This is a genomic window from Streptomyces sp. NPDC012794 (genome assembly GCF_042901085.1).
Classification (GTDB): Bacteria; Actinomycetota; Actinomycetes; order Streptomycetales; family Streptomycetaceae; genus Streptomyces.
The window spans coordinates 230713-251419 of the sequence record NZ_JBIBCI010000001.1 but is presented as its reverse complement, the minus strand read 5'-3'; the positions used below and the strand labels follow the sequence as shown (position 1 = coordinate 251419).

At 71.9% G+C, this 20707-nt stretch carries 19 protein-coding genes and 2 pseudogenes; 9 read left to right on the top strand and 12 right to left on the bottom strand.

Annotated features, from left to right (window positions below; translation table 11 throughout):
- Positions 1 to 32 precede the first annotated feature (32 nt).
- Together ACFY7H_RS01215 and ACFY7H_RS01210 are read right to left on the bottom strand one after the other, a co-directional pair.
- Positions 33 to 1142 carry a sensor histidine kinase gene (locus ACFY7H_RS01215; RefSeq protein ID WP_388931312.1) on the bottom strand — a complete coding sequence of 370 codons (1110 nt, stop codon included), beginning with the start codon at positions 1140 to 1142 and terminating at the stop codon, positions 33 to 35.
- Positions 1135 to 1935 carry a response regulator transcription factor gene (locus ACFY7H_RS01210; RefSeq protein ID WP_388931309.1) on the bottom strand — a complete coding sequence of 267 codons (801 nt, stop codon included), beginning with the start codon at positions 1933 to 1935 and terminating at the stop codon, positions 1135 to 1137. The genes ACFY7H_RS01215 and ACFY7H_RS01210 overlap by 8 nt, the downstream gene beginning before the upstream one ends.
- Before the next feature lie 123 nt (positions 1936 to 2058).
- Here ACFY7H_RS01210 and ACFY7H_RS01205 point away from each other — a divergent pair, with 123 nt between their 5' ends.
- Genes ACFY7H_RS01205 through ACFY7H_RS01195 form a run of 3 tightly spaced genes read left to right on the top strand, consistent with a single transcriptional unit; the run spans position 2059 to position 4048 of the window.
- Entirely contained in the window at positions 2059 to 2775 is a 717-nt protein-coding gene (locus tag ACFY7H_RS01205; RefSeq protein WP_388931306.1) for a glycosyltransferase family 2 protein, read from the top strand.
- Complete coding sequence (locus tag ACFY7H_RS01200) at positions 2772 to 3392, top strand: DUF2064 domain-containing protein (protein WP_388931304.1); 621 nt, start codon at positions 2772 to 2774, stop codon at positions 3390 to 3392. The genes ACFY7H_RS01205 and ACFY7H_RS01200 overlap by 4 nt, the downstream gene beginning before the upstream one ends.
- Positions 3389 to 4048, top strand: a complete 660-nt coding sequence (locus ACFY7H_RS01195) for a class I SAM-dependent methyltransferase (protein WP_388931302.1) — start codon at positions 3389 to 3391, stop codon at positions 4046 to 4048. The genes ACFY7H_RS01200 and ACFY7H_RS01195 overlap by 4 nt, the downstream gene beginning before the upstream one ends.
- Before the next feature lie 252 nt (positions 4049 to 4300).
- Here ACFY7H_RS01195 and ACFY7H_RS01190 read toward each other — a convergent pair.
- The 4 genes and pseudogenes from ACFY7H_RS01190 to ACFY7H_RS01175 form a co-directional block, all read right to left on the bottom strand.
- Positions 4301 to 4594, bottom strand: a pseudogene (locus tag ACFY7H_RS01190) (zinc-binding dehydrogenase); the annotation flags it as partial.
- 66 nt (positions 4595 to 4660) lie between these two features.
- A complete protein-coding gene (locus ACFY7H_RS01185) occupies positions 4661 to 5197 on the bottom strand; it encodes a TetR/AcrR family transcriptional regulator (protein WP_388931300.1) in 537 nt (178 codons plus the stop codon).
- A 121-nt stretch (positions 5198 to 5318) separates the two neighbouring features.
- Positions 5319 to 5723, bottom strand: coding sequence for a hypothetical protein (locus ACFY7H_RS01180; protein ID WP_388931298.1), 405 nt, complete (start codon positions 5721 to 5723; stop codon positions 5319 to 5321).
- On the bottom strand, positions 5723 to 6865 hold the full coding sequence (locus tag ACFY7H_RS01175; RefSeq protein WP_388931295.1) for a molybdopterin-dependent oxidoreductase: 1143 nt from the start codon (positions 6863 to 6865) through the stop codon (positions 5723 to 5725). Before ACFY7H_RS01175 ends, ACFY7H_RS01180 begins: the two co-directional genes overlap by 1 nt.
- 114 nt (positions 6866 to 6979) lie before the next feature.
- On the opposite strand from ACFY7H_RS01175, the gene ACFY7H_RS01170 reads away from it, so the two are divergent.
- Complete coding sequence (locus tag ACFY7H_RS01170) at positions 6980 to 8398, top strand: glycosyltransferase 87 family protein (RefSeq protein WP_388931291.1); 1419 nt, start codon at positions 6980 to 6982, stop codon at positions 8396 to 8398.
- Here ACFY7H_RS01170 and ACFY7H_RS01165 read toward each other — a convergent pair.
- Both ACFY7H_RS01165 and ACFY7H_RS01160 read right to left on the bottom strand, forming a co-directional pair.
- The gene (locus ACFY7H_RS01165) at positions 8368 to 8682 is read right to left on the bottom strand and encodes a molybdopterin-dependent oxidoreductase (protein ID WP_388932230.1); all 315 of its coding nucleotides are present in this window, start codon (positions 8680 to 8682) and stop codon (positions 8368 to 8370) included. The two genes, ACFY7H_RS01170 and ACFY7H_RS01165, sit on opposite strands and share 31 nt — an antisense overlap.
- Positions 8683 to 8736: 54 nt before the next feature.
- Entirely contained in the window at positions 8737 to 11382 is a 2646-nt protein-coding gene (locus ACFY7H_RS01160; protein WP_388931288.1) for an ATP-binding protein, read from the bottom strand.
- 122 nt (positions 11383 to 11504) lie between these two features.
- Here ACFY7H_RS01160 and ACFY7H_RS01155 point away from each other — a divergent pair, with 122 nt between their 5' ends.
- The 4 genes and pseudogenes from ACFY7H_RS01155 (at position 11505) to ACFY7H_RS01140 (ending at position 15063) form a co-directional block, all read left to right on the top strand.
- A complete protein-coding gene (locus ACFY7H_RS01155) occupies positions 11505 to 12806 on the top strand; it encodes an NAD(P)/FAD-dependent oxidoreductase (RefSeq protein WP_388931286.1) in 1302 nt (433 codons plus the stop codon).
- Between the two features lie 21 nt (positions 12807 to 12827).
- A complete protein-coding gene (locus ACFY7H_RS01150) occupies positions 12828 to 13844 on the top strand; it encodes an NAD(P)H-dependent flavin oxidoreductase (protein WP_388931283.1) in 1017 nt (338 codons plus the stop codon).
- A gap of 42 nt (positions 13845 to 13886) precedes the next feature.
- Positions 13887 to 14338, top strand: a pseudogene (locus ACFY7H_RS01145) (amidase family protein); the annotation flags it as partial.
- A 23-nt stretch (positions 14339 to 14361) separates the two neighbouring features.
- Positions 14362 to 15063 carry an amidase family protein gene (locus ACFY7H_RS01140; RefSeq protein ID WP_388931281.1) on the top strand — a complete coding sequence of 234 codons (702 nt, stop codon included), beginning with the start codon at positions 14362 to 14364 and terminating at the stop codon, positions 15061 to 15063.
- Between the two features lie 10 nt (positions 15064 to 15073).
- Here ACFY7H_RS01140 and ACFY7H_RS01135 read toward each other — a convergent pair whose 3' ends face one another.
- Entirely contained in the window at positions 15074 to 15805 is a 732-nt protein-coding gene (locus ACFY7H_RS01135; protein WP_388931278.1) for a class I SAM-dependent methyltransferase, read from the bottom strand.
- 1133 nt (positions 15806 to 16938) lie between these two features.
- On the opposite strand from ACFY7H_RS01135, the gene ACFY7H_RS01130 reads away from it, so the two are divergent.
- Entirely contained in the window at positions 16939 to 17484 is a 546-nt protein-coding gene (locus ACFY7H_RS01130; protein ID WP_388931275.1) for a tyrosine-type recombinase/integrase, read from the top strand.
- Between the two features lie 231 nt (positions 17485 to 17715).
- Here the strand turns inward: ACFY7H_RS01130 and ACFY7H_RS01125 are convergent, their stop codons facing one another.
- The 3 genes from ACFY7H_RS01125 to ACFY7H_RS01115 form a co-directional block, all read right to left on the bottom strand.
- Positions 17716 to 18174 (bottom strand): MaoC family dehydratase, encoded by a 459-nt coding sequence (locus tag ACFY7H_RS01125; protein WP_388931272.1) that lies wholly within the window; start codon positions 18172 to 18174, stop codon positions 17716 to 17718.
- Between the two features lie 98 nt (positions 18175 to 18272).
- Positions 18273 to 19796, bottom strand: coding sequence for a long-chain fatty acid--CoA ligase (locus ACFY7H_RS01120; protein WP_388931270.1), 1524 nt, complete (start codon positions 19794 to 19796; stop codon positions 18273 to 18275).
- Positions 19797 to 19806: 10 nt separating this feature from the next.
- Complete coding sequence (locus ACFY7H_RS01115) at positions 19807 to 20706, bottom strand: amidohydrolase family protein (protein WP_388931267.1); 900 nt, start codon at positions 20704 to 20706, stop codon at positions 19807 to 19809.
- Position 20707 lies beyond the last annotated feature (1 nt).

Below are 20707 nucleotides of genomic sequence, written 5' to 3'. Positions count from 1 at the left end.
CCGGTCGACGTCGTCGGCCGGAGCGGCAAGGCCTACACCGGTACGGGGAGGGTCAGTTCGAAGCGGCAGCCGCCGGGCACGTTGTGGACGTCCGCGCGCCCGGAGTGGGCCTCGACGATGCCCCGGACGATCGCCAGGCCCAGGCCCGCGCCCGAGGGAGGGGTGCGGGCCTGGCTGCCCCGCCAGCCGGTGTCGAAGACCCGGGGCAGGTCTTCCTCCGGGATTCCGCCGCAGGCGTCGGTGACGGACAGCACCACCGCGTCCGCGCGGCGTTCCGTGGCGATCGCGACCGTTCCGTCGGCCGGGGTGTGGCGGATGGCGTTGACGAGCAGGTTGGACAGCACCCGCGTCATCTCCTTACCGTCGACCTCGACCGGTAGCGGGGCCACGCCCGCACCTGCCAGGCGCACTCCGTGTTCACGCGCGAGCGCATCGGTTCCTGCCAGTGCATCGCCCACCAGGTCGTAGAGGGAGACCCTGGTGGGGTTGAGGGAGAGTGCGCCAGCATGGATGCGGGACAGCTCGAACAGGTCGGTGACCATGGAGTTGAGGCGGTCCACCTCGGCGCGCATCTGGCGGTGGTAGCGGGCCGGATCCGCGGCCATTCCGTCCTCGAGTGCCTCCGACATGACCCGCAGCCCGGCCAGCGGTGTCCGCAGGTCGTGCGAGATCCAGGCCACCAGCTCGCGCCGCGATGTCTCCAGGGCCCGCTCGCGGTCGCGGGAAGCCGCGAGGCGTTCACTCGTGAGTGCCAACTCGCGGCTGAGTGCCGCCAGTTCGGCGGGGGCCGGTACGGCCGGCGCCGTGAAGGTGCCGTCCTCCCCGAAATCGTGTGCCGCTCGGACGAGTTCCCGGCAGCGCCGTACGACCTGGCGGCCCAGCAGCAGCGCCGTAATCAAGGAGACGGCGGCGGCCATCGCGACGACGGTGGTCACCACGGCCAGGTCGTGGGAGGACAGGAACATCGCCCAGGCGACCGCGAGCGTCCCGGCGAGCATCGCGGACACGGCGACCGCCGCGACCACCGCCAGGGACACGGCGACGCTGCGCCGGCGCAGTATCCGCAGCGCCACGGCTCCGAGGAGCCCGGCGGCCGCCGCGCCGAGGAAGGCGTACAGGGCGATCAACAGCACGTCACGCATGGCCGTCCTCCGTACGGGCACCGGCTGCGACCTGCTCGCGGCCGGTCGGGACGGGGCCCGCTTCGAAGCGGTATCCGGCCCCCCACACGGTTCGGATCAGCTGCGGATCGGCGGGGTCCTTCTCGATCTTGCCCCGGAGCCTGCGGACGTGCACGGTCACCGTGGAGAGGTCGCCGAAGTCCCAGCCCCAGACCTCGCGCATCAGCCGCTCGCGGTCGCAGACCTGCCCGGGGTGCCGCAAGAAGTAGGTGAGGAGGTCGAATTCCCTGAGGGTGAGTGCCAGTTCCACTCCGTCCCGCGTCGCCCGCCGGGCAGCGGGGTCTACGGTCAGGCCGGCCTCCGCGAGCAGGGGCTCGCCGGCCGGGACGGCCGACGATGCCCTGCGCAGGACGGACCGGACGCGCAGAACCAGTTCGCGCGGGCTGAAGGGTTTGGTCACGTAGTCGTCCGCGCCGACTTCGAGGCCCAGGATCCGGTCGTCCTCGTCGCCGCGCGCGGTGAGCATGACCACGGCCACGGAACGCCTCCCGTCCCCCTGCACCCGCAGCCGACGGCAGACCTCCAAGCCGTCCATGCCGGGCAGCATCAGGTCGAGGATGACGAGGTCGGGCCGGTGCCGGGCGGCGGACTCCAGCGCGGCCGGGCCGTCCGCGGCCCGGTGCACGGTGAACCCGGCCCGCTCCAGGTAGCCGGCGACGACCTCCGAGACGGTCGGATCGTCGTCCACCACCAGGACGCGGCCCGCGGCGCCTCCGGAGGCCGGGCCTCGGTCGGTTTCGTTGCTGGTTGCCATGCCTCCAGAGTGACACCGTGCGGTGCCGGGTGGACCTGGCCCTGCCGCCCTGGGACGCGGTGTCCGCGTTTCGTAAGGTCTTCGGGCGCCCTTCTTCGCCCTTCGGTTCCTACGGTGTGGAGGGTGACTCCTTCTGCTTGTCGTCCGCCTCTCGCGGACCTCGTACTGCCGTGCCTCAACGAGGCGGAAGCCCTCCCCTGGGTCTTGGGGCGGGTGCCGGCCGGGTGGCGGGCCATCGTCGTCGACAACGGCTCCACAGACGGCTCGGCGGACATCGCCCGCTCACTCGGCGCCACCGTCGTGCGCGAGACCCGGCGCGGCTTCGGCGCCGCCTGCCACGCCGGGCTGCTCGCCGCCCGCGCCGAGCTGATCTGCTTCTGCGACTGCGACGCCTCCATGGACCCCGGACTGCTCGCGCCCATGGCCGAGCGCGTCGCGGCCGGCGAGGCGGACCTCCTGCTCGGCCGGCGCCGTCCGCAGGGCCGCGGCGCCTGGCCCGCGCACGCGCGTGCCGGAAACATCGCCCTGGCCCGCATGCTGCGCCGCCGCACCGGCCTGCGGCTCCACGACCTCGGTCCGATGCGGGTCGCCCGCCGCGAGGCACTGCTCGGCCTGGACCTGAGCGACCGGCGCAGCGGGTACCCGCTCCAGATGGTCGTACGGGCCGCCGACGCGGGCTGGAAGGTGGCCGAGACGGACATCCCGTACCTGCCCCGATCCGGGAAGTCCAAGGTCACCGGCACCTGGCGGGGCACCTGGCACGCCGTTCGGGACATGCGCAAGGTGCTGGCCGAGCCGCCGGGCGCCCGCCCCGCACCGACCGAGGGGATCCCCGCATGAGCACCCTCCTCGTCATCGCCAAGGCTCCCGTCGCCGGACGCGTGAAAACACGGCTGACCACGCAGTTCACCCCGCGGCAGGCAGCCGACCTGGCCCTCGCCTCACTCCTGGACACCCTCGCGACGGTCCTGGCGACCCCGGCCGAGCGGCGCGTCCTGGTCCTCGACGGACAGCCGGGGCCTTGGATCCCGGACGGCATCGAGGTCGTCCCGCAAGGGACGGGCGGCCTGGATGTCCGACTGGCCGCTGCCTTCGCCCTGGCCGAGGGGCCGGCCCTGCTGATCGGCATGGACACCCCGCAGGTCACCCCAGGCCTGCTCGCGCCCGGGCTCGACTTCACCGAGGCGGACGCCTGGTTCGGGCCCGCCGACGACGGCGGGTTCTGGGCCCTCGGCCTCGCCGAACCCGACCCGGCCCTGCTCCTCGGCGTCCCCATGTCCGTGGCACACACCGGAGAGGTCCAGCGGCGGCGCCTGACCGATGCCGGTCTTTCCGTACGGGACCTGCCCGAACTGTGCGACGTGGACACCCCCGCCGACGCGGAACGGGTCGCGGCCGCAGCCCCGCGGACGCGCTTCGCCGCCCTGCACCACGGCCTGTGCGCGGTGACCCGATGACCACCCAGCTCGCCGAGCCCGCCAGCCGTACCTGGCAGGCGGACCCGTACGCGGACGCCCTCCGCACCGGGCGGGGGCCGCTGTTCCTCCGTCGGCGCGACGGCTGGCTGCTTCCGCTCGAAGTCGAGCGGTGGTGCGCCGAGCCCGACGCGGCCGACGACACCGTCCTCGCCCGGTGCACCGGGCCCGTCCTCGACATCGGCTGCGGACCGGGCCGACTGGTCGCCGCCCTCGCCCGGCTCGGCCGTACAGCGCTCGGTGTCGACGTCACCCCCGAGGCCGTGGCCCGTACCGAGCGGGCGGGCGGCAGCGCCCTGTGCCGGTCGGTGTTCGACCCGCTTCCCCGCGAAGGCGGCTGGGGCACGGTCCTGCTCATGGACGGCAACATCGGCATCGGCGGCGACCCCGCCGCCCTGCTGCGCCGGACTGCCGAACTGACAGCCGCCGGCGGCTCCCTGCTGGTCGAGGTCGCCGCCGCCGACGTCGACGAACGCGTGGAGGTGCACGTCGAGGACGGCGGCGGCGGGCGGGGAGCCTCCTTCTGGTGGGCCAGGCTCGGCACCCGCGCCTTGTGCGCCGCGGCGAGGTCCGCGGGCTGGACCCCTTACGACACCTGGCAGACGGCGGGCCGGCACTTCGTGCACCTCACCCACTGACGGATGCCGAGCGGCGAAATGCCGGGTGGGATCCGCAGCAGTGCGGGTCCCACCCTGAGCCGCTGACTCTCGGCCAGGCACCCCTCGGTGGGCTGGACGGGTTTGCAGGGCACCGGCCTGGACCTTGGCGTACATCTCGTCCAACGGCACGCCGGTGAGCGGGAATGCGGGGGTGCCCAGGACGAAGGCGCTGCCGAAGAAGCTGAGCCGGACTCCGCTGGGGAGGTCGGCGATCGGGTCGAAGTCGCGTACAGGCTCGAATCCGCCCGGGAAGCCGAGCTGGCAGACCCGGCCGCGCGGCCGGACCGAGGCCGGCGAGTCACGCAGGACGCTGTTGCCGACGACGTCGAACACCGCGTCGACGCCGATCCCCCGCTCCGCGACTTGGGGGGCGAGCGCGCCGTCGTCGATAAGCACGTCGGCAGCCCCGAGCTCCTTCAGCAGGGGCGCCCGCAGCGGGTCCCGGGTCGTGGCGAAGACGGTAGAGCCGTGGTCGACCGCCAGGTTGACCGCGGCTTGGCCCAGCGAGGAGGTAGCTCCCCTCACCAGGACGGTTTCGCCCGGTCGCGGGTCCGGATTGCCGAACAGGACGGTGGCCCGTACGCCTCGCCGTCAGGCGAGAGCGGCGAAGGCGCTGTCGACGATCGCCCGCAGGAGCGTCTCGTCGGGGTTCGCCTTCCCGACGACCATCAGCCCCTGGCAGGTGGCGACCAGCAGCTTGGCGCTGCCGGCACAGTCCAGCGAGGCGCGCACCTGCCCCCTGCGGGCCGCGTTCTCCAGCGCGTGCGTCATGCACCGCTCCAGCCGCGCCAGGTGACCGCGGACGACGGCCGCCGCCTCGTCGTCCTCGGCGGCGTTCTCGATGGCCGTGTTGACGAGCAGGCAGCCCTGCCTGCCTTCGGGGCTGAGCAGATCGCGCACCAGTCCGTCGAAGTAGCCGCGGATCTCGCCCACCGAGGCGCCGGGAGCCTCCAGCTCGCCCAGCTTCTGGGGGACGACCAGCTTCGAGTACCGCTCCAGCGACTTCAGGAACAGCGCACGCTTGCCGCCGGGGAAGGCACCGTAGAGACTGCCGGGCTTGACTCCCGTCGCCTTCACCAGATCCTCGACGGACACCGCCCGGTACTCGCGCTCCCAGAACCGCAGCATGGCTACGTTCAGAACAGCGTCGGGCTCGAACTCTCGTGGTCTGGGCGCGCGAAGAAAATACGTGAGCGACCATTCAAGAATGGTGCGCGAACCCGGCGGATTCTCCGCGGCACCGCTCCGATCAGGCCCGACGGCCCACCCGGCGCGCCACGGCACGCACACCGACGTACCCAAGGGTGAACAACGCGACGGCGGCCATGGCCAGCAGCCAGTTGCGCAGGTAGTCGAGCGGCAGGACGGTGGGGTTGGCCACGCCCCCCGGACGCAGCAACGGGGGAAGCGCGATCGCGGTGAGGGAGCCCGCGACGATCAGGGCCGCACGCGGAACCCCGTGCAGGCGCAGGCCGGCCACCGCAACGACGGCGGCGATCGCCATCACGACGGGCGCGACGAACCCGTCGTGCACCACGACCGCTCCCCCGAGCCAGACGGCGATCCGCCACGGCTCGGGCTGCTGAAAAAGCAGCCACCCGCCCCAGGCCGCGCACACCAGCCCGAATCCGCCGGTCACGTACCGGAAGTTCATCACGCCACCTCCAGTCGGCCGACCCACTTGGTCTGCAGGACGCCGGGCCGGTTCGGGGCGATGATCCGTGCCGGGTAGCCGTGGTCCAGGGACAGCACCTCGCCGTTCAGCCGGAGCGCGAGCAGCGTGAGCGGGTCCTGTGCGTAGAGGCGTCCCATCTCCATCACCCGGTAGGCGCCCGCCGCTTCGAGGGACACCACTCGGGCCCGTGATCCCGGGCCACCTCCCGCACGTTCCAGGAGGTCCCGTACCCGAACCCCGGTCCAGTGCGCGGACTTGCTCCACCCTTCGACGCAGGCGATGGGCATGACGACGTCATGCTGCGGCATGGCGCGCAACTCCTCCAACGTGAGGCTGTAGGGACGCGGCCCGTCCACGGTCAGCCGCCAGTCGGCCAACGAGGCCTCGGAGACGCGCGCGGCGGCGGCCGTCCGGTTCACGGGGAGCCCTTGGGCCCCGTGGGCAGGGCTGCGCGGGCCGAACAGTTCCAGCGATCCGAGTGCGGTGACGGACTGTCCGACCGTGGTGAGCGTGACTGCTCCGACCGCGGCAGTGACGCCGAGGAGGAGCTGCCGGCGGTCGGGCCCATCGGCCTCGGGCAAGGCCAGGGTGCCGGGGGAACGAAGCGTGAAGTGGTCGCGGATCTTCGGCCATTGCACTGCGACGTGCAGCAGGAGCGATCCCAGCAAAAGCCAGGCGACTGCGTAGTGCACTGGAACGAAGCTGAAGGGCCACGGGTACCACTGGAAGGTGTTCAGCAACCCGGTGAACAGCTCGAACAGTCCGGCCGCGACCAGGACCGCCACCGAGATCCGCTCCAGCGCGTGGAGGACCGATCGCACCGGAGGCCAGGCGAACAGCCGCGGGTAGACCACCCACAACTTGGCGAGCAGCAGTGGGATCGCGGCGATCCCGGAGGCCACGTGCAGACCCTGGGTGAGCCGGTAACCCCAGTACGGACGGCTCGGCAGCGAGTCGGCCAGCCATCCGGGCGGGTGCTGGAGGTAGTGGCTCAGCACACCGGTCGCGAAGCAGACGGCCATGGCCAGGCCGAGCCAGCGGCCGATGGCGGTCGCGGTGCGGGCATCGTGCAGGCGCGCCTTGAAGGTGACGGGCGGCCCGGAGGGCAGGGTGAAACGCATGCCCCCATCACACCCCCGACGAGGCCCGAGCAGGCCTCGGGAACACCTTACGAAACACGGACATCCGAGGTGGCACGGCCCGCGGGAGAGCCGATCCCTGGAACGATTCCGCAGGTGAAAGCCCCTACCGCCCTCACTCCTCGCACCGCGCCGGTGGCCACCGCCCTCGCCCTCGCCGCACTCACGACGCTCCTCGCCCGCACCATCGTGTACGGGGGCTACTTCAGCGACCCGGTCGGCCTGTTCTGCTGGTACGCGGCCTGCTGGGTGCTCTTCGCCGTCGCGCTGCTGGCTCTGCGCCAGGTCTCGGCTCGCCACGTCGCGTGGCTGATCGCCGCGGGGGCGGTCGCCGTCACGGTGACCGGACTGATGGGACCACCGCGGACCAGCACCGACTCCTACCGCTACGCCTGGGACGGCCGCGTCCAGTCCGCCGGCGTCTCCCCGTACGACCACACCCCCCAGGACCCGGCGCTCGCCCGGCTCCGCGACCCCTGGCTCTTCCCCACCGGCGCCGCCTGCACCGGCCCGGACCTCGCGCCCGTCCCGCCCACCGAGGGCACGCGCCACTGCACCCGCATCAACAGGCCCGCCGTGCACACCATCTACCCGCCCGTCGCCGAGGCGTACTTCCTGGCCGTCGACCGGCTCTCCCCCGCCGGCGCCCGCCACAAACCGCTCCAGATCGGCGCCGCCCTGGTCTCCCTCGGCGTCACGGGCGCACTCCTCCTGATCCTGCGGCGGCGTGGCGACGACCTCCGCAAGGCCGCGTACTGGGCCTGGTGCCCGGCCGTTCCCGTCGAGGCGGTCAACAACGCCCATGTCGACGTCCTGGGCGTGCTCCTCGCGGTCGCCGGCCTCGGCCTCGTCGCCTCCCGGGCACTGACCCGGCGGGCGGCGGGCGGCGTGCTGATCGGTGCCGCCATCGCCACGAAGCTGATGCCGGCCGTCGTCCTCCCCGGGGCGCTGTCCGGGGTCCGCCGTGTGCGCGACGCGGCCGTCGTACTGCTGCCCGCCACTGCCTTCGTCGTACTCGCCTACTTCCCTTACGTGCTCCTCTCGCACGGCTCGGTCTTCGGCTACCTCGGCGGCTACGTCGAGGAGGAGGGCTACGACGACGCCTCGGCCGGGTCCCGCTATTCGCTCCTGCGCCTGGTCCTGCCGGGCACCTGGGCCTTCCCCGTACTGCTCGCCATCGTCGCGGGCGTCTGCCTGTACGTGATGTGGCGCGGGGACCCGCGACGCCCCTGGAGCGGTGCTCTCCTGATCACCGGGTGGTCCTTCGTCCTCCTCACCCCCGGCTACTCCTGGTACGCGCTGCTCCTGATCGCCCTCGTAGCCCTGGACGGCCGCTGGGAATGGCTCGGCATCCCCCTCGCAGGCGCCGCCGTCTACGTCCTCGCCCCGACGCTCCACTTCCAGCCGTCGCTGAGCAACATCGCGTACGGGGCCGCAGCCGCCCTCGTCCTCATGATGAGCCAGGTCCGACGAGGAGCCTCGACTCAGCCGGTCGACAACCCGGCCACGCCATAACAGCAAGGCCCTCCCCCGCCACCGCCCCAGAGCCAGGCGAACGACGCCCGGTGTCGCTCGAGGGACACGACACAGGAAGCCGCCCGGCACCGCATCTCTCGGGGCCTGATCGCGGGCGCGGACAAGGCCATCCCTCCGGCCCTGGACCGCTTCCCGGAACGGCGTTCAGCCCGGAAGTCGATCTTCCGCCGCTCTGCTGCGGGCCGGCACCATTTCACGTGGGCCATGCCGTACCAGCCGGGGACGACCAGACGGATCGGGTACCCGTGCTGCGGGGGCCGCAGGCGCGGTCCTCGTGGCCACCGGGCTCCGGGTCCGCAAGCTCTTCCACTGCTCGATCACGTTGTCCGGGTCGATGGGGGCACGGTGGGTCGGCGATCGGTCACGTCGTTTCGCCGGGCGTATCGAGCGGCTTCCGACCGACTGGCCATGCCGAGCTTGCGCAACACTGCGGCCACGTGGTGCTCAACGGTGCGCCGTGACAGAAACAGCTCGTCGGCGATCTCGGCATTGCGGAGTCCGTCGGCCAAGAGGGTGAGCACCTCCTGCTCACGGGTACTCAGCCCGTCCGGGCCGGCAGCGCGGGTCGGGCGTCTGGGGATGTCGCGCACCCCGAGCCTGCGCAGGCGACGGGCGGTGATGTCGCGCATCGGCCGTGCTCCCAGGCGGTCGAAGGCCGCCAGCGCCTCGCGCAGCATCCCCTCATCGGCGGTGTCTGCGAGCGCGAGCGCGGCCTCGTAGGGGCAACCGATCTCCTGCCAGAGCTCTGCCGACTCGCGCGGGCGGCCCGACAGCTGGAGCCGGTACGGTTCTGCGGCCCGCGCCGGAACGGCGGCCGGTCCGTCCGCGCGCGAGAGCCAATAGGCCAGCTCGCCGAGGAGCCACGGCTCACCCTGCGCTGCGGCGGCGGCCAGGGCCGGGGTTACCACCGTGCGTACTTGATCGAGGTCGTCGGCATACGCCGCGGCCTCCGCCAGGGCGGGCGTGGAGCCGATGATCCAGCCGACGACCGGCTCGGCGGTGACCATGACCGAACCCACCCGAGTCAGCAGGGGGTGCGGATCGCAGTCGCCTCGGCGGGCGCGCAGCCGGCCCGACACCACCATGGCGATCATCCGGCGTCCGTCGTCCACGCCCGCCGTGCGCAGCACCTCCGAGGCGAGCGCCTCGGCCTCGTCCCACCGGCCCTGGTCGAGCAGCGCCCGCGACCGGAAGGCGCGCAGCCACTGGCGCCACACCTCTTGCCCGTGATCGTCGGTGAACGAGAGGGCCTCCCCATACCACTGCTCGGCTTCCCGGTACCAACGGCGGGTCACGCAGATCAGCTGGAGCCAGAAGTAGCCGAGTCCGGCCTGATCGTGGGCGGATGCCTGGCGCGCCAGCCGGACGCTCTCCGCGATCAGGCCGAGGCCGGCCACGTCGCCGTCCTGGGCGCGGCCGATGCCGATCGAAAGCAGCGCGAGCGCTCGTTCCAGCGGCCCGGTGTCCTCTCCGGCCGTGGCGAGGAGCCGCTGGCCCCAGGTGACCGCGTCGGCGTTGCGGAACGCCATGGCCGAGAGCTTCCCGCGGATGGCGCAGGCGAGCGCGTACTCGGGTCCCGGTGGCTGCCCCGCAAGCAGCGCGAGTGCCTCGTCGCAGGCCTTCTCGCCGAGCGGGATCTCCCGGGCCAGGTGCGCCGCGGTGATCGCCAGCCCGACCAGCGCCCCGCCCCGCCGACGGTCGTCGCCGACCTCCCGCCACGCCTCGACGGCCTCCTGCCGGGCGCGCAGGGCTCCGTCGAGGTCGTCCGCGAGATGGCACTGCCGACCGAGTTCTTCCAGGAGCCCGGCCCGGGCGGCGTCCGGCCTGCCCCCGAACACGTCGAGCGCGTGGCGAAGGTGTGCTGCCGCCTCCGTGTGGGCCCCCAGGCTGGATGCCCGCTCTGCCGCGAGGGGCGCGTACGTGAGCACGGCGGCCCGGTCGTCGGCACGCTCCGCGTGATCGGCGAGCCGCGCCGGTTCCACTTCGCCGGGCGGCCGCGCTCCGAGCACCGCCAGTGCCCGTCGGTGCAGGTCCGCCGCGCGTCCCGGCGGGATCGCCTCCATGACCGCGACACGGACCAGCTCGTGCCGGAACGCGACCGTACCGTCATCGGCGGCTACCAGTCCGCGGTCCACGCAGGCGTCGAGGTCGTCGGCCGCCCGGCCTGAAACGGCCTCCACCAGCCAGGGGACTGCCCGGGTCCCGAGACAGGCGAGGGCATCGAGCGCGTCCCGCGCACCCGGTTCCAGGCGTGCGGCACGAGCGAGCACCGCGTCCCGGACCGTAGGGGGAACGGTGGCCCGGCCGTCACCCAGGACCTGGGTCACGAAGAACGCGTTGCCGCCCGTGCGGCGGTACAGCTCGGCCGGGTCGATGTCCGTTCCCGCCGCAAGACGTGCCACGGCCGCCTCGGACAGCATCGGCACGGTCAGTCGGCGTACGACCGGCAGCGCCGCCAGGTCCCCGGCCAGGACGCGCAGGGGGTGGCGCGCCCCCACTTCGTCCTGCCGGTAGACCACGACGAGCATGGCCGGGCATGCCTCGATGCGGCGGCCCAGGAAGCGCAGCAGGTCCAATGTGGCCTCGTCGGCCCAGTGCGCGTCGTCGAGCACCACGAGGACGGGATCACCAGCGTCGCGCAACTCGTCGAGCATCAGTCGGCGTGCCTCCACCGGATCGGCCGGGCCGGTGAGCTGCCGACGCAGCGGCGGCGACAGGCTGTGGGCCATGTCGCGGAGCGGACCGAGCGCGAGCGGCGTGGTGAGGGGTTCACAGCTGCCACGGAGCAGGCGTACGTCGCCCAGCCTCCGGGCGAACTCCTCGATCAGTACGGTCTTGCCCGCGCCCGCGTCACCGCCGACGAGAACGAGCCTTCCGGTGCCGGCGCACGCCTCACGCCACCAGCGGGTCAGCGACGCGAACTCGCCGTCCCGCTCCTCCAGCGTGCATGGGCCGACCGTCACCTTGTCCATGGTAGGCAGGCCGCCGCCACAAGGTTGGGTATCGGCTACCGATGTCCGCCACCGGCCCGGCTGCGCATGCTGCGTCATGACCGAAGGAACGGAACGCAACGGCGGAGGCAGTCATGGACGACTACGACGTGATCATTGTCGGCGCGAGCATCGCGGGCTGCACGGCGGCGACGGCGTACGGCCGGGCCGGGCTGCGGGTGGCACTCCTCGAACGGCATCGCAGTCCCCAGGCGCACAAGACGCTGTGCGGCCACTTCGTGCTCGGCGGCACGCACGACGTCCTGCAGCGACTGGATTTCTGGCAGCCGATGGTCACGCACGGTGCGGCCGTGACCACCGGCCTCGGCATGTGGACCGAGCAGGGGTGGATCGCCCCGCAGCCGGACAGCGCGGTTCCGCCGGCGATCAGCCTGCGCCGCAGCAAGCTGGACCCACTGCTGCGGGAGATCGCCGGTGCGACCCCGGGCGTGGAACTCATGCAGGGACACAGGGTCGTCGACCTCCTCCAGGACCACGCCGGCGGCGTACGGGGAGTGGTCACCGAGAACGGCGAGGCCGGGCACACCGAATTCCGCGCCCGCCTGGTCGTCGGCGCGGACGGCCACCACTCCACCGTCGCCCAGCTCGCACAGGTCCCTGAGGACCGCGCCCCGAACGAGCGCTTCCTGTTCTGGACCTACTACGAGGGCGCGACGATGAACGGCCCGGGCGACGGCCAGGTCTGGCCCCTGGGCCGGGACGTCGCGATCTGCATCCGCGTGGACGACGGGCTCACCCAGGTGGGCGTCTTCCCGGCGAAGGACCGGCTGCCTGAGTTCACCGCCGAGCGGCAGGCCGCGTTCGACCGGTTCGTCGGGCACCTGCCGGACGGGCCCTCCCTCGCCGGTGCCCGGCGGGTGTCGAACCTCATCGGCACCACCGACTACCCGTGCATACGCCGCGATCCCGCACCGCGGCCCGGGCTGGCCCTGATCGGCGACGCCGCCACCGCCTCGGACCCGGTTCCGGCAGTGGGCTGCGGCTGGGCGTTCCGCAGCGCCGCGTGGCTGGCCGACGCGACTGCCGAGTCCCTGGCCCAGGGCCGGGACCTGCACCGCGCGCTGCGCGTGTACCGCCGGGCACACCGGTTCATCGACGCGTACGACACTCTGGGCCGGCGGGAGGCACTCGCCAGGCCACCCGGCCCACTCCAGCGGGCGGTCCGCGCGGCAGCCGTGTCCGACCCGTACATCTCCCGTCGGCTCGCGGTCTTCGCGATGCGGGCAGCGCCCCCGTCCGTACTGCTGAACCCCAAGGTCATGATCCGGGCCGCGGTCGCATCCCGGGCGCCGAAGCCGCGGGGCATGCAGCGGACTCGTCCAGCCGATCATGACGGGGTTCCTTCACGAGGCCCGGGACGGCGGCGTACGGAATGATGGGAAGGAGAAGCATGTGCCATGGCCGCTCGCCGCAGGACTGTCGCGAGCCTGCTGGAGGTCCTGATGCTGACCACTCCTGTATGCCGCCTTCTCGGTATCGATGCCCCGATCGTCTGCGCGCCCTTCGGCCCCTGGGACGAGGTCGATCTCGCAGCCGCGGTGTGCCGGGCCGGTGGGCTCGGCAGTCTCGGCACGGCGGTGCGACCCCTTCCGGAACTGCGGGAGCAGTGGGCCCGGCTGCGACGGCTGACCGACCGGCCGTTCGCGATCAATCACACGACCCGGCCCCTCGACGAGGAGGCGTTCCAGGCCACGGTCGAGGAGCGGCCGGCAGCGATCTCCTTCCACCTGGCGGTGCCGCCCGACCTGATCGCCCGGGCCCACGACGCCGGCATCCTGTGGATCCAGCAGGTCTCCAGCCGCGGTCAGGCCGAGGAGGCCCTCCGCGCCGGGGCCGATGTGATCGTCGCGCAGGGCGGCGAGGCCGGCGGGCAGGGCGGGGACGTCGGCACGATGGTGATGGTCCCCGACGTCGTGGACCTGGCGGGCGAGGTACCCGTCCTCGCGGCCGGCGGGATCGCCGACGGCCGCGGCCTGGCCGCGGCCCTGGCGCTGGGGGCGCAGGGGGTGGTGATGGGGACGCGCTTCCTCGCGTCGGTGGAGATGAGCGTGTCGCAGGCGTGGAAGGACCGGGTCGTCGCGTCGGGCGCCGCGGACACGGTGAAGGTGGTGGGCAGCGAGCGGATCCTGCCGCCCTTCAACCGCCCCGGTAGTGCCGGGGTGCCGCGCTGCCTGCGGACTCCCCTGGTGGACGCCCTGCGTGAGGACCCGTACCAGGTGGACCCGGCGGAGACCGTGCCCCGCGTGATGGCGGCGATCCTGGCCGGCGGCGGCGAGGAGTACCTCCCGTTCACCGGCCAGTCGACCGCCCTCGTCCACGAGGTCCTGCCCGCCGACGAGATCGTCCGCCGGACGGTGAAGGAAGCCGAAGTGGCGCTGGCGGCGGCAGCCCACGCGATCGGTCCCGGGCCATGACGGCCCTCAGTCCCAGGGTTGTGGAGGCCCTTACCGCGCTCGATGCCACCGCCCAGGCGCAGTTGGTCCGTACCGGCGAAGCCACGGCCGAGGACTCGTCACGCCTGCCATCACCCGCGTCGCAGCCCTGAGCCCGCAGCTGAATGCCGTCGTCACACCGGTGTTCGAGCACGCCCTGGAGCAGGTCCCCGGGCCGGACTCCCGGACGGCCCGTTCACCGGAGTTCCTACGTGGTCAAGAACCTCATCACCGAGCGGGAGGGCGTCCGCTTCTGCGAGGGGTCGGTCTTCCTGCGCGACCACATCTCACGACACGATCAGGAGCTCGTACGGCGTGCGCGCCGCTGGGCCGGTCATCCTCGGCAAGACCGCCACCCCGGAGTTCGGCACGAGCCCGACCTGCGAGTCCACCCTCTACGGGCCGACGCGTAACCCGTGGACCCCACCCGGACTACCGGCGGCTCCAGCGGCGGCTCGGCAGCTGCCGTCGCGGCTCGGCAGCTGCCGTCGCGGCCCGGATGGTGCCCGCGGCGCACGGCAACGACGTCGGCGGCTCGGTCCGCTTCCCCGCGTCCTGCTGCGGGCTGTTCGGCCTCAAACCCAACCGCGCGCGGGTGCCGCTCGGAGCGGCATACGGGGACGCCTTCGGGGGCTGGGCCTGCGAGCACGCCCTGACCCGCTCGGTCCGGGACTCCGCCGCGCTGCACGACGCCGTCGCCGGGCCGGCACCGGGCGACCCCTACCCGGCCCCGACCGCACCGGGGCCCTTCGCCGACCAGGCCCGTCGCGCACCGGGCAGGCTGCGGATCGCGTTCAGCGTACGCCGGGCGGAAGGCCACCCCGTGCACCCCGACTGTGTCGCGGCCGTGGACGACGCCGTCCAACTCCTCGCCGGACTGGGCCACGAGCTGGTCGAAGCCGACCTGCCCGGCCTCACACCGGACGTCGGCGACGCCATCGGCACCGTGTACGGCGCCGGCGTGTCCTGGATCCTCGCGTACTGGGTCCGCGAACTCGGCCGCGAGCCCCGCCCGGACGAGCTCGAACCAGGGCGGCTGAAGATGGTGACGAAGGACGGGGAGGAGATCTACGAAGCGGGCCAGGCCTTCTACTGGCCGCCCGGGCACGCCCCCGTGGCACTCGAAGACTGCGAATACGTGGACTTCTCACCCACCGAAGCCTTCATCGCTGTCATCGACCACATCAAGTCACAGGGCTGACCTGACCCGCTCATGCTTGGCGCCTGCCCCGCGCAGCCCATGCCCGCGCACGCAGCGGGATAGAGCCGTCCGCTTCCCGGGGGAGTGCCGACCGCAACCGCTCACGCAGCTCAACGCGGCCCTCCTCGGGGAGGGCGGCCACGTAGGAGGGCGCCGGTCCCTGCCCTCCCAGGAACGGCTGCCAGTAGTCATCGAAACCCGAGAAGCGGGTGAGCACGCTGATCTCATCGACCTCGACATCCTCAAGCCCCGCCCCGACCAGCAGCTCACCCAGCGGCGCCCGCCCGCACAACGGAAACCTGACGGCCTCGTCCGAGGCACAAGCGCCCGAGTCCAGGGCGCACGCGGCGTCCCAGAAGGCACGGATGGCCTCCATGCCTCCCTCCCCGTAATCCCAGACATACGCCCCCACCAACCCCCCGCGCCGGACCACACGAACCATCTCGGCCGCCGCCCGCGGCGCGTCCGGTACGAAGTTGAGCACGAGCCCGCTCACCGCGACCGACGCCGTGGCCTCGGCGAAGGGCAGATTGACAGCGTCGGCCAGGACGAACCGGGCCCGTCGGTCACCGATGTTCCTCCGGGCGTACTCCACGTAGCCCTCCGACGGATCGACGCCGACCACCATCACCGGTTCGGCCACGTCCAGCACGGCCTGCGTCACCGCACCCGTGCCGCACCCGATATCGCGCCAGCTCCCCGCAGGAGCCGCGCCCATCCAGCGGACGAACCGGTGTGCCACCAGGCGGCTCCACCGCCCGACGTACGGCTCATACGCCTCACCAGCCACCCACATCGGCTCAAACCTCTCCCGAAGTCGCCACCCGTGGGCCAGCCTGCCTCGCCGACAGGCCAGATGACAGCACCACCAAGCCGACGCGCAGGCGCCGCACCCTGCCCCGCGCGCCGCATTGGGCCTCAGTGGTTTCCGTCGTGCCTCAAGCGGGTGATCGTGGCCTTGCCGATGCAGTACGCCAGAGGCGAAGAACGGTGATCCCCGGAACCCCGCCCCTTGGCGCCCAGTAAAGGGAAACGCACTGGTCACGGTCGGCATGAGGAGCGTCGTGGTCGCATGTGGTCGCACGAGACTGGAGGTGTCGGCCCTTCCTCCGCCTCCTGGAGGCGATCCTCATGCGCACCACCGCCGACCGCGGCCGCATCTACCGCCGATGTGGCTGCCGGGACACACTGCATCACCAGCTCGGAGCGCACTGCCCCCACCTGCTCGCTGACGGTGACCACGGGACGTGGACCTTTGCAGTCGACGTCCCGACCCCACGCCGCCACCGGACGACCGTGCGCAGGGGCGGCTTCGACAGCCACGACGCAGCCGAGACCGAACTCCGCAGATTCCTCGAGGGCGAGGCCGGCGGATTCAACGCCGACCCGAACCAGAGCATCGACGACTACCGGAGTACCTGGCTGGCCGCCAAGGCGCTCGTGCTCAAGCCGACCACCATGGCGCGTTACCGGGACTACGTCCACAACGACCTCGCGCCCGCCTTCGGCACCCCCTCAAGCTGGACGAACTCGGACACCGTCACATCGCGGCTTTCGTCACCAGCGAGCTCGCCGCAGGCCGCGGCAAGACCACCCTCTACCGCTGCCTGGCCACCCTCTCCAGCGCTCTCGGCGACGCAGTCCGCCACCACCGCCTCGCCCACAACCCCGCCAGTCCCCCAGCCCTGCACCGTCCACCATCTCCAGAGCGGCAGATCTGGACCGCAGACGAGGCCGTCCGCTTCCTCCAGCACTGCCACCAGGCAGACCCGGACATGGCCGACCTGTTGAGTTCCTCATCGGCACCGGCATGCGCAAAGGCGAAGCCCTGGGAATGCACTGGGACGACGTCATCTAAAAGAGCGCGTCCTCTACGTGCGGTGCACGCTCTCCGCGATCGACAACAATCGCCTCGTCATCACCAGCCCCAAGACCCGTACCAGCAAGAACTGGGTCGCGATCTCCCCCCGCGTCGCCACCGTCCTCGACGGGCTCCGGCAGCTGTCCCGAGAAGCTGGCGTACCGCGGGTGACCGTTCACGACCTGCGACACCTGGCCGCCACGATCACCATCATCGCCGGCGTCCCCCTCACCGTCGTCTCCAAGACCCTGCGGCACTCCACCCTGTCGACCACCGCCAACATCTTCAGCCACCTCACCCAACAAGCAGCCCGCGAAGCCGTCGACACCATCGACCACACCCTCACCCGGGCCCAAAAACGAAACGACCGACGGGCCTGGCTGGAACGGCTGCGACCACCGCGCGACCACATCCAGCACCTCCGCGAAGCCCTCCACCGGCTCCGCTCCCCCGCCCCAGCCGGCTTCCACCCCACCGCCAACCAACCCCAAAGCGGGCGCGCGACCACAATGCCACCACCAGCACTCCGGGCACGGAAAAGGCCGTCCTCTCATGTGTGAGAGAACGGCCTCCGACCTGCGTAAACGCTGGTCGGGACGACAGGATTTGAACCTGCGACCCCTTGACCCCCAGCGGCTCAGGGGGCGATGTGGCGCCACTCCCCCTCGGCCCGGCTTCGCGGGACGTGGACGACCTCACACTGCGCCGCTGCCCACCGCGGCGGAGGCGCCGTCGGATATGTCGGCCGCCGCCTGGGCGGCGCTGGCCACGAACTAGTCCGAGTTGTCCTCTCAAGCGTAGTGACGGTAGACCGCTTGTGCCACACAGGCCGGCTTGGCGCTGCCCTCGACCTCGACGGTAAAGGTGAGGGGCATCTGCACGCCGTCGCCCTTGATCTCCTCCACGGTGCCGACGACGCCGTGCAACCTGACCCTCGCGCCGACGGGGACGGGGCTGGGGAAACGGACCTTGTCCAGGCCGTAATTGACGCTCATGGAGATGCCGGTGATGTCCAGGAGCTCGCCGAACATCGGGATGACGAGGGAAAGGGTGAGGTAGCCGTGGGCGATCGGGCCTCCGAACGGGCCGGCCTTGGCCTTCTCCGGGTCGGTGTGGATCCACTGGTGGTCGTCGGTGGCGTCGGCGAAGGTGTTCACCCGTACCTGGGTGATCTCCTGCCATGCGGTGTGGCCGAGGTCGGCTCCGCTGAGGGCGGTGAGGGCGTCGAGGCCGTGGGCGGTGACGGGCATGGTGAATCGGTCCGTTCGGTAGTGGGTGACGGGGTGGGAGCGGCCAGGCGGAGAACCGGCTCCCGACGGGGTACGGGTGACGCACGGGGAGGTTGAGGTCACTCCACGTAGCGGTCGCGTACGGCGGGTTTGACGATCTTTCCGGAGGCCGTGCGGGGCAGGGCGTCCGTGAAGACCACCGACTTGGGAATCTTGTACTTGGCAAGTCGGCCCTGGAGATGGCCGAGCAGGTCGTGCTCATCCGCGCGGCGGCCGGGTCCGAGGACGACGACTGCGCGGCCCACCTCGCCCCAGACCGGGTCCGCCACGCCTACGACGGCACATTCCTCGACGTCGGGGTGGGTGAGGAGGACGTCCTCGACCTCGGCCGGGTAGACGTTCTCGCCTCCGGAGACGAACATGTCCTTCACCCGGTCGACAACGTAGGCGTAGCCGTCAGCGTCGAGCCGGGCGACATCGCCCGTACGCAGCCAGTCGCCGTCGGTGAAGGCGGCCTCGGTGTCCTCGGGCCGGTTCCAGTAGCCGCTCATCACGTTCGGGCCTTGGACGAGTACCTCGCCTCGCTCCCCAGGAGCGGCGTCCTTCCCGTCGGTCAGGACAACGCGCGTATCGGTGAAGAAGTGAGGTACTCCGGCGGAACCGGGCTTGGCCGCGACCTGCTCCCGGTCCAGGAAGAGGACGCCCGGGGACGCCTCGGTCATCCCGTAGCCCTGGCTGAAGGCCAGGCCGCGGTCGAGATACGCGGCGATGGTACGGGCCGGGACCGGCGCGCCGCCGCAGTTGAGGGTGCGCAGACTGGACAGGTCGGCGGTGGCCCAGCGGGGCCGGGCGGCCATGGCGTCGTACATCGTGGGGACGCCGAACATGTAGGTGACACATCGGCGTTCGACGGTTTCCAGGACCCGGTCGGGGTCGAAGGCGTCGAGCAGCACCACCTGCCCGCCCTTCAGGAGGGTGGGCAGGCAGGTCATGTTGAGGCCGGCGGTGTGGAACAGCGGTGCCACGACCAGGGTGACCTCGTCGCCGGCGAGGTCGGTGTCGACGATCACGTTGACGCTGTTCCAGATGATGTTGCCGTGGGTGAGTACGGCGCCCTTCGGCCGGCCCGTGGTCCCGGAGGTGTACATGATCATGCACGGGTCGCCGGGGGCTACTGCCTCGTTCAGGGGCTCGGGTCCGTTCGCGGCGAGCAAGTCCTCGTAGACGAGGCCCGCGTGCCCGGGCGCGGCGAGCGTGATCCGGTGCCGCACCACGCCGGCCTCGTCGGCCGCGGCCCGGGCGGCCTCCGTGTGCTCCGGCGCGTGGACGAGGATCGTACTGCCGGAATCGGCCAGGTTGTACGCCAGTTCCGGTGCCGCGAGCCGGGTGTTGAGCGGGACGAAGACCGCTCCGAGCACACCGGCGGCGAACAGTGTCTCCAGGAACGCCGGGTGGTTGGGGCCCAGGTAGGCGATCCGGTCACCGCGCAGGACGCCGAGGGCGCGCAGGGCGTTGGCGAGGCCGAGGACGCGCTCGTGCAGTTCCCGGTAGGTCCGGGTGCGGTCCTGGTGGACGAGGGCGATGCGGCCGGGGCTCCTGCGGGCCCGGCGTGCCGGCCAGGAGCCGATGCCTTGGTTCAACACGGCGATTCCTTCAGTCGGTGAGCAGGCCGAGCAGCCGGGCGGCGTTCTCCTTGAGGATCTTCGGCCGGACCTCGGGCTTGATGTCGAGCGTTTCGAAGTCGGCGAGCCAGCGGTCGGGGGTGATGACCGGGTAGTCGGAGCCGAACAGGACCTTGTCCTGGAGGAGGGTGTTGGCGTACCGCACGAGTTGGGGCGGGAAGTACTTCGGGGACCAGCCGGACAGGTCGATGTGGACGTGCGGCTTGTGGGTGGCCACCGCCAGGGCCTCGTCCTGCCAGGGGAAGGAGGGGTGGGCGAGGATGATCCGCAAGTGCGGGAAGTCGACGGCGACGTCGTCGACCAGCATCGGGTTGGAGTACTTCAGCCGGATGCCACCGCCGCCCGGGACTCCGGCGCCGATGCCGGTCTGGCCGGTGTGGAACAGGGCGGGAACGCCGAGCTCCTCGATGGCCTCGTACAGCGGGTAGGCGAGGCGGTCGTCCGGGGCGAAGGCCTGGAGGCTGGGGTGGAACTTGAACCCCCGCACGCCGCACTCCTCCACCAGGCGCCGCGCCTCCAGTACTCCGGCGCGGCCCTTGTGCGGGTCGATGCTCGCGAACGGGATCAGCACGTCGGCGTGGGCGGCGCAGTTCTCCGCGATCTCTTCGTTGGAGATCCGCGGATGCCCAGTGGCGTGTTCGGCGTCGACGGTGAACACGACCGCCGCCATGCGCCGTTCGCGGTAGTGGTCGGCCATCTCCTCGATGGTGGGCTGCCGGTGTCCGTGGGCCTTGAAGTACTTCTCGGAGGCGCCGAGCAGTTCCGGGCCGAGCGCCGTGCGGCCGTCCTTGGAGACCTCGGCGTGTGTGTGCATGTCGATGGCGGTCAGCCGGTCGAGGTCGAGCGCGGGTTCGTAGGCACGGGGGCTCATG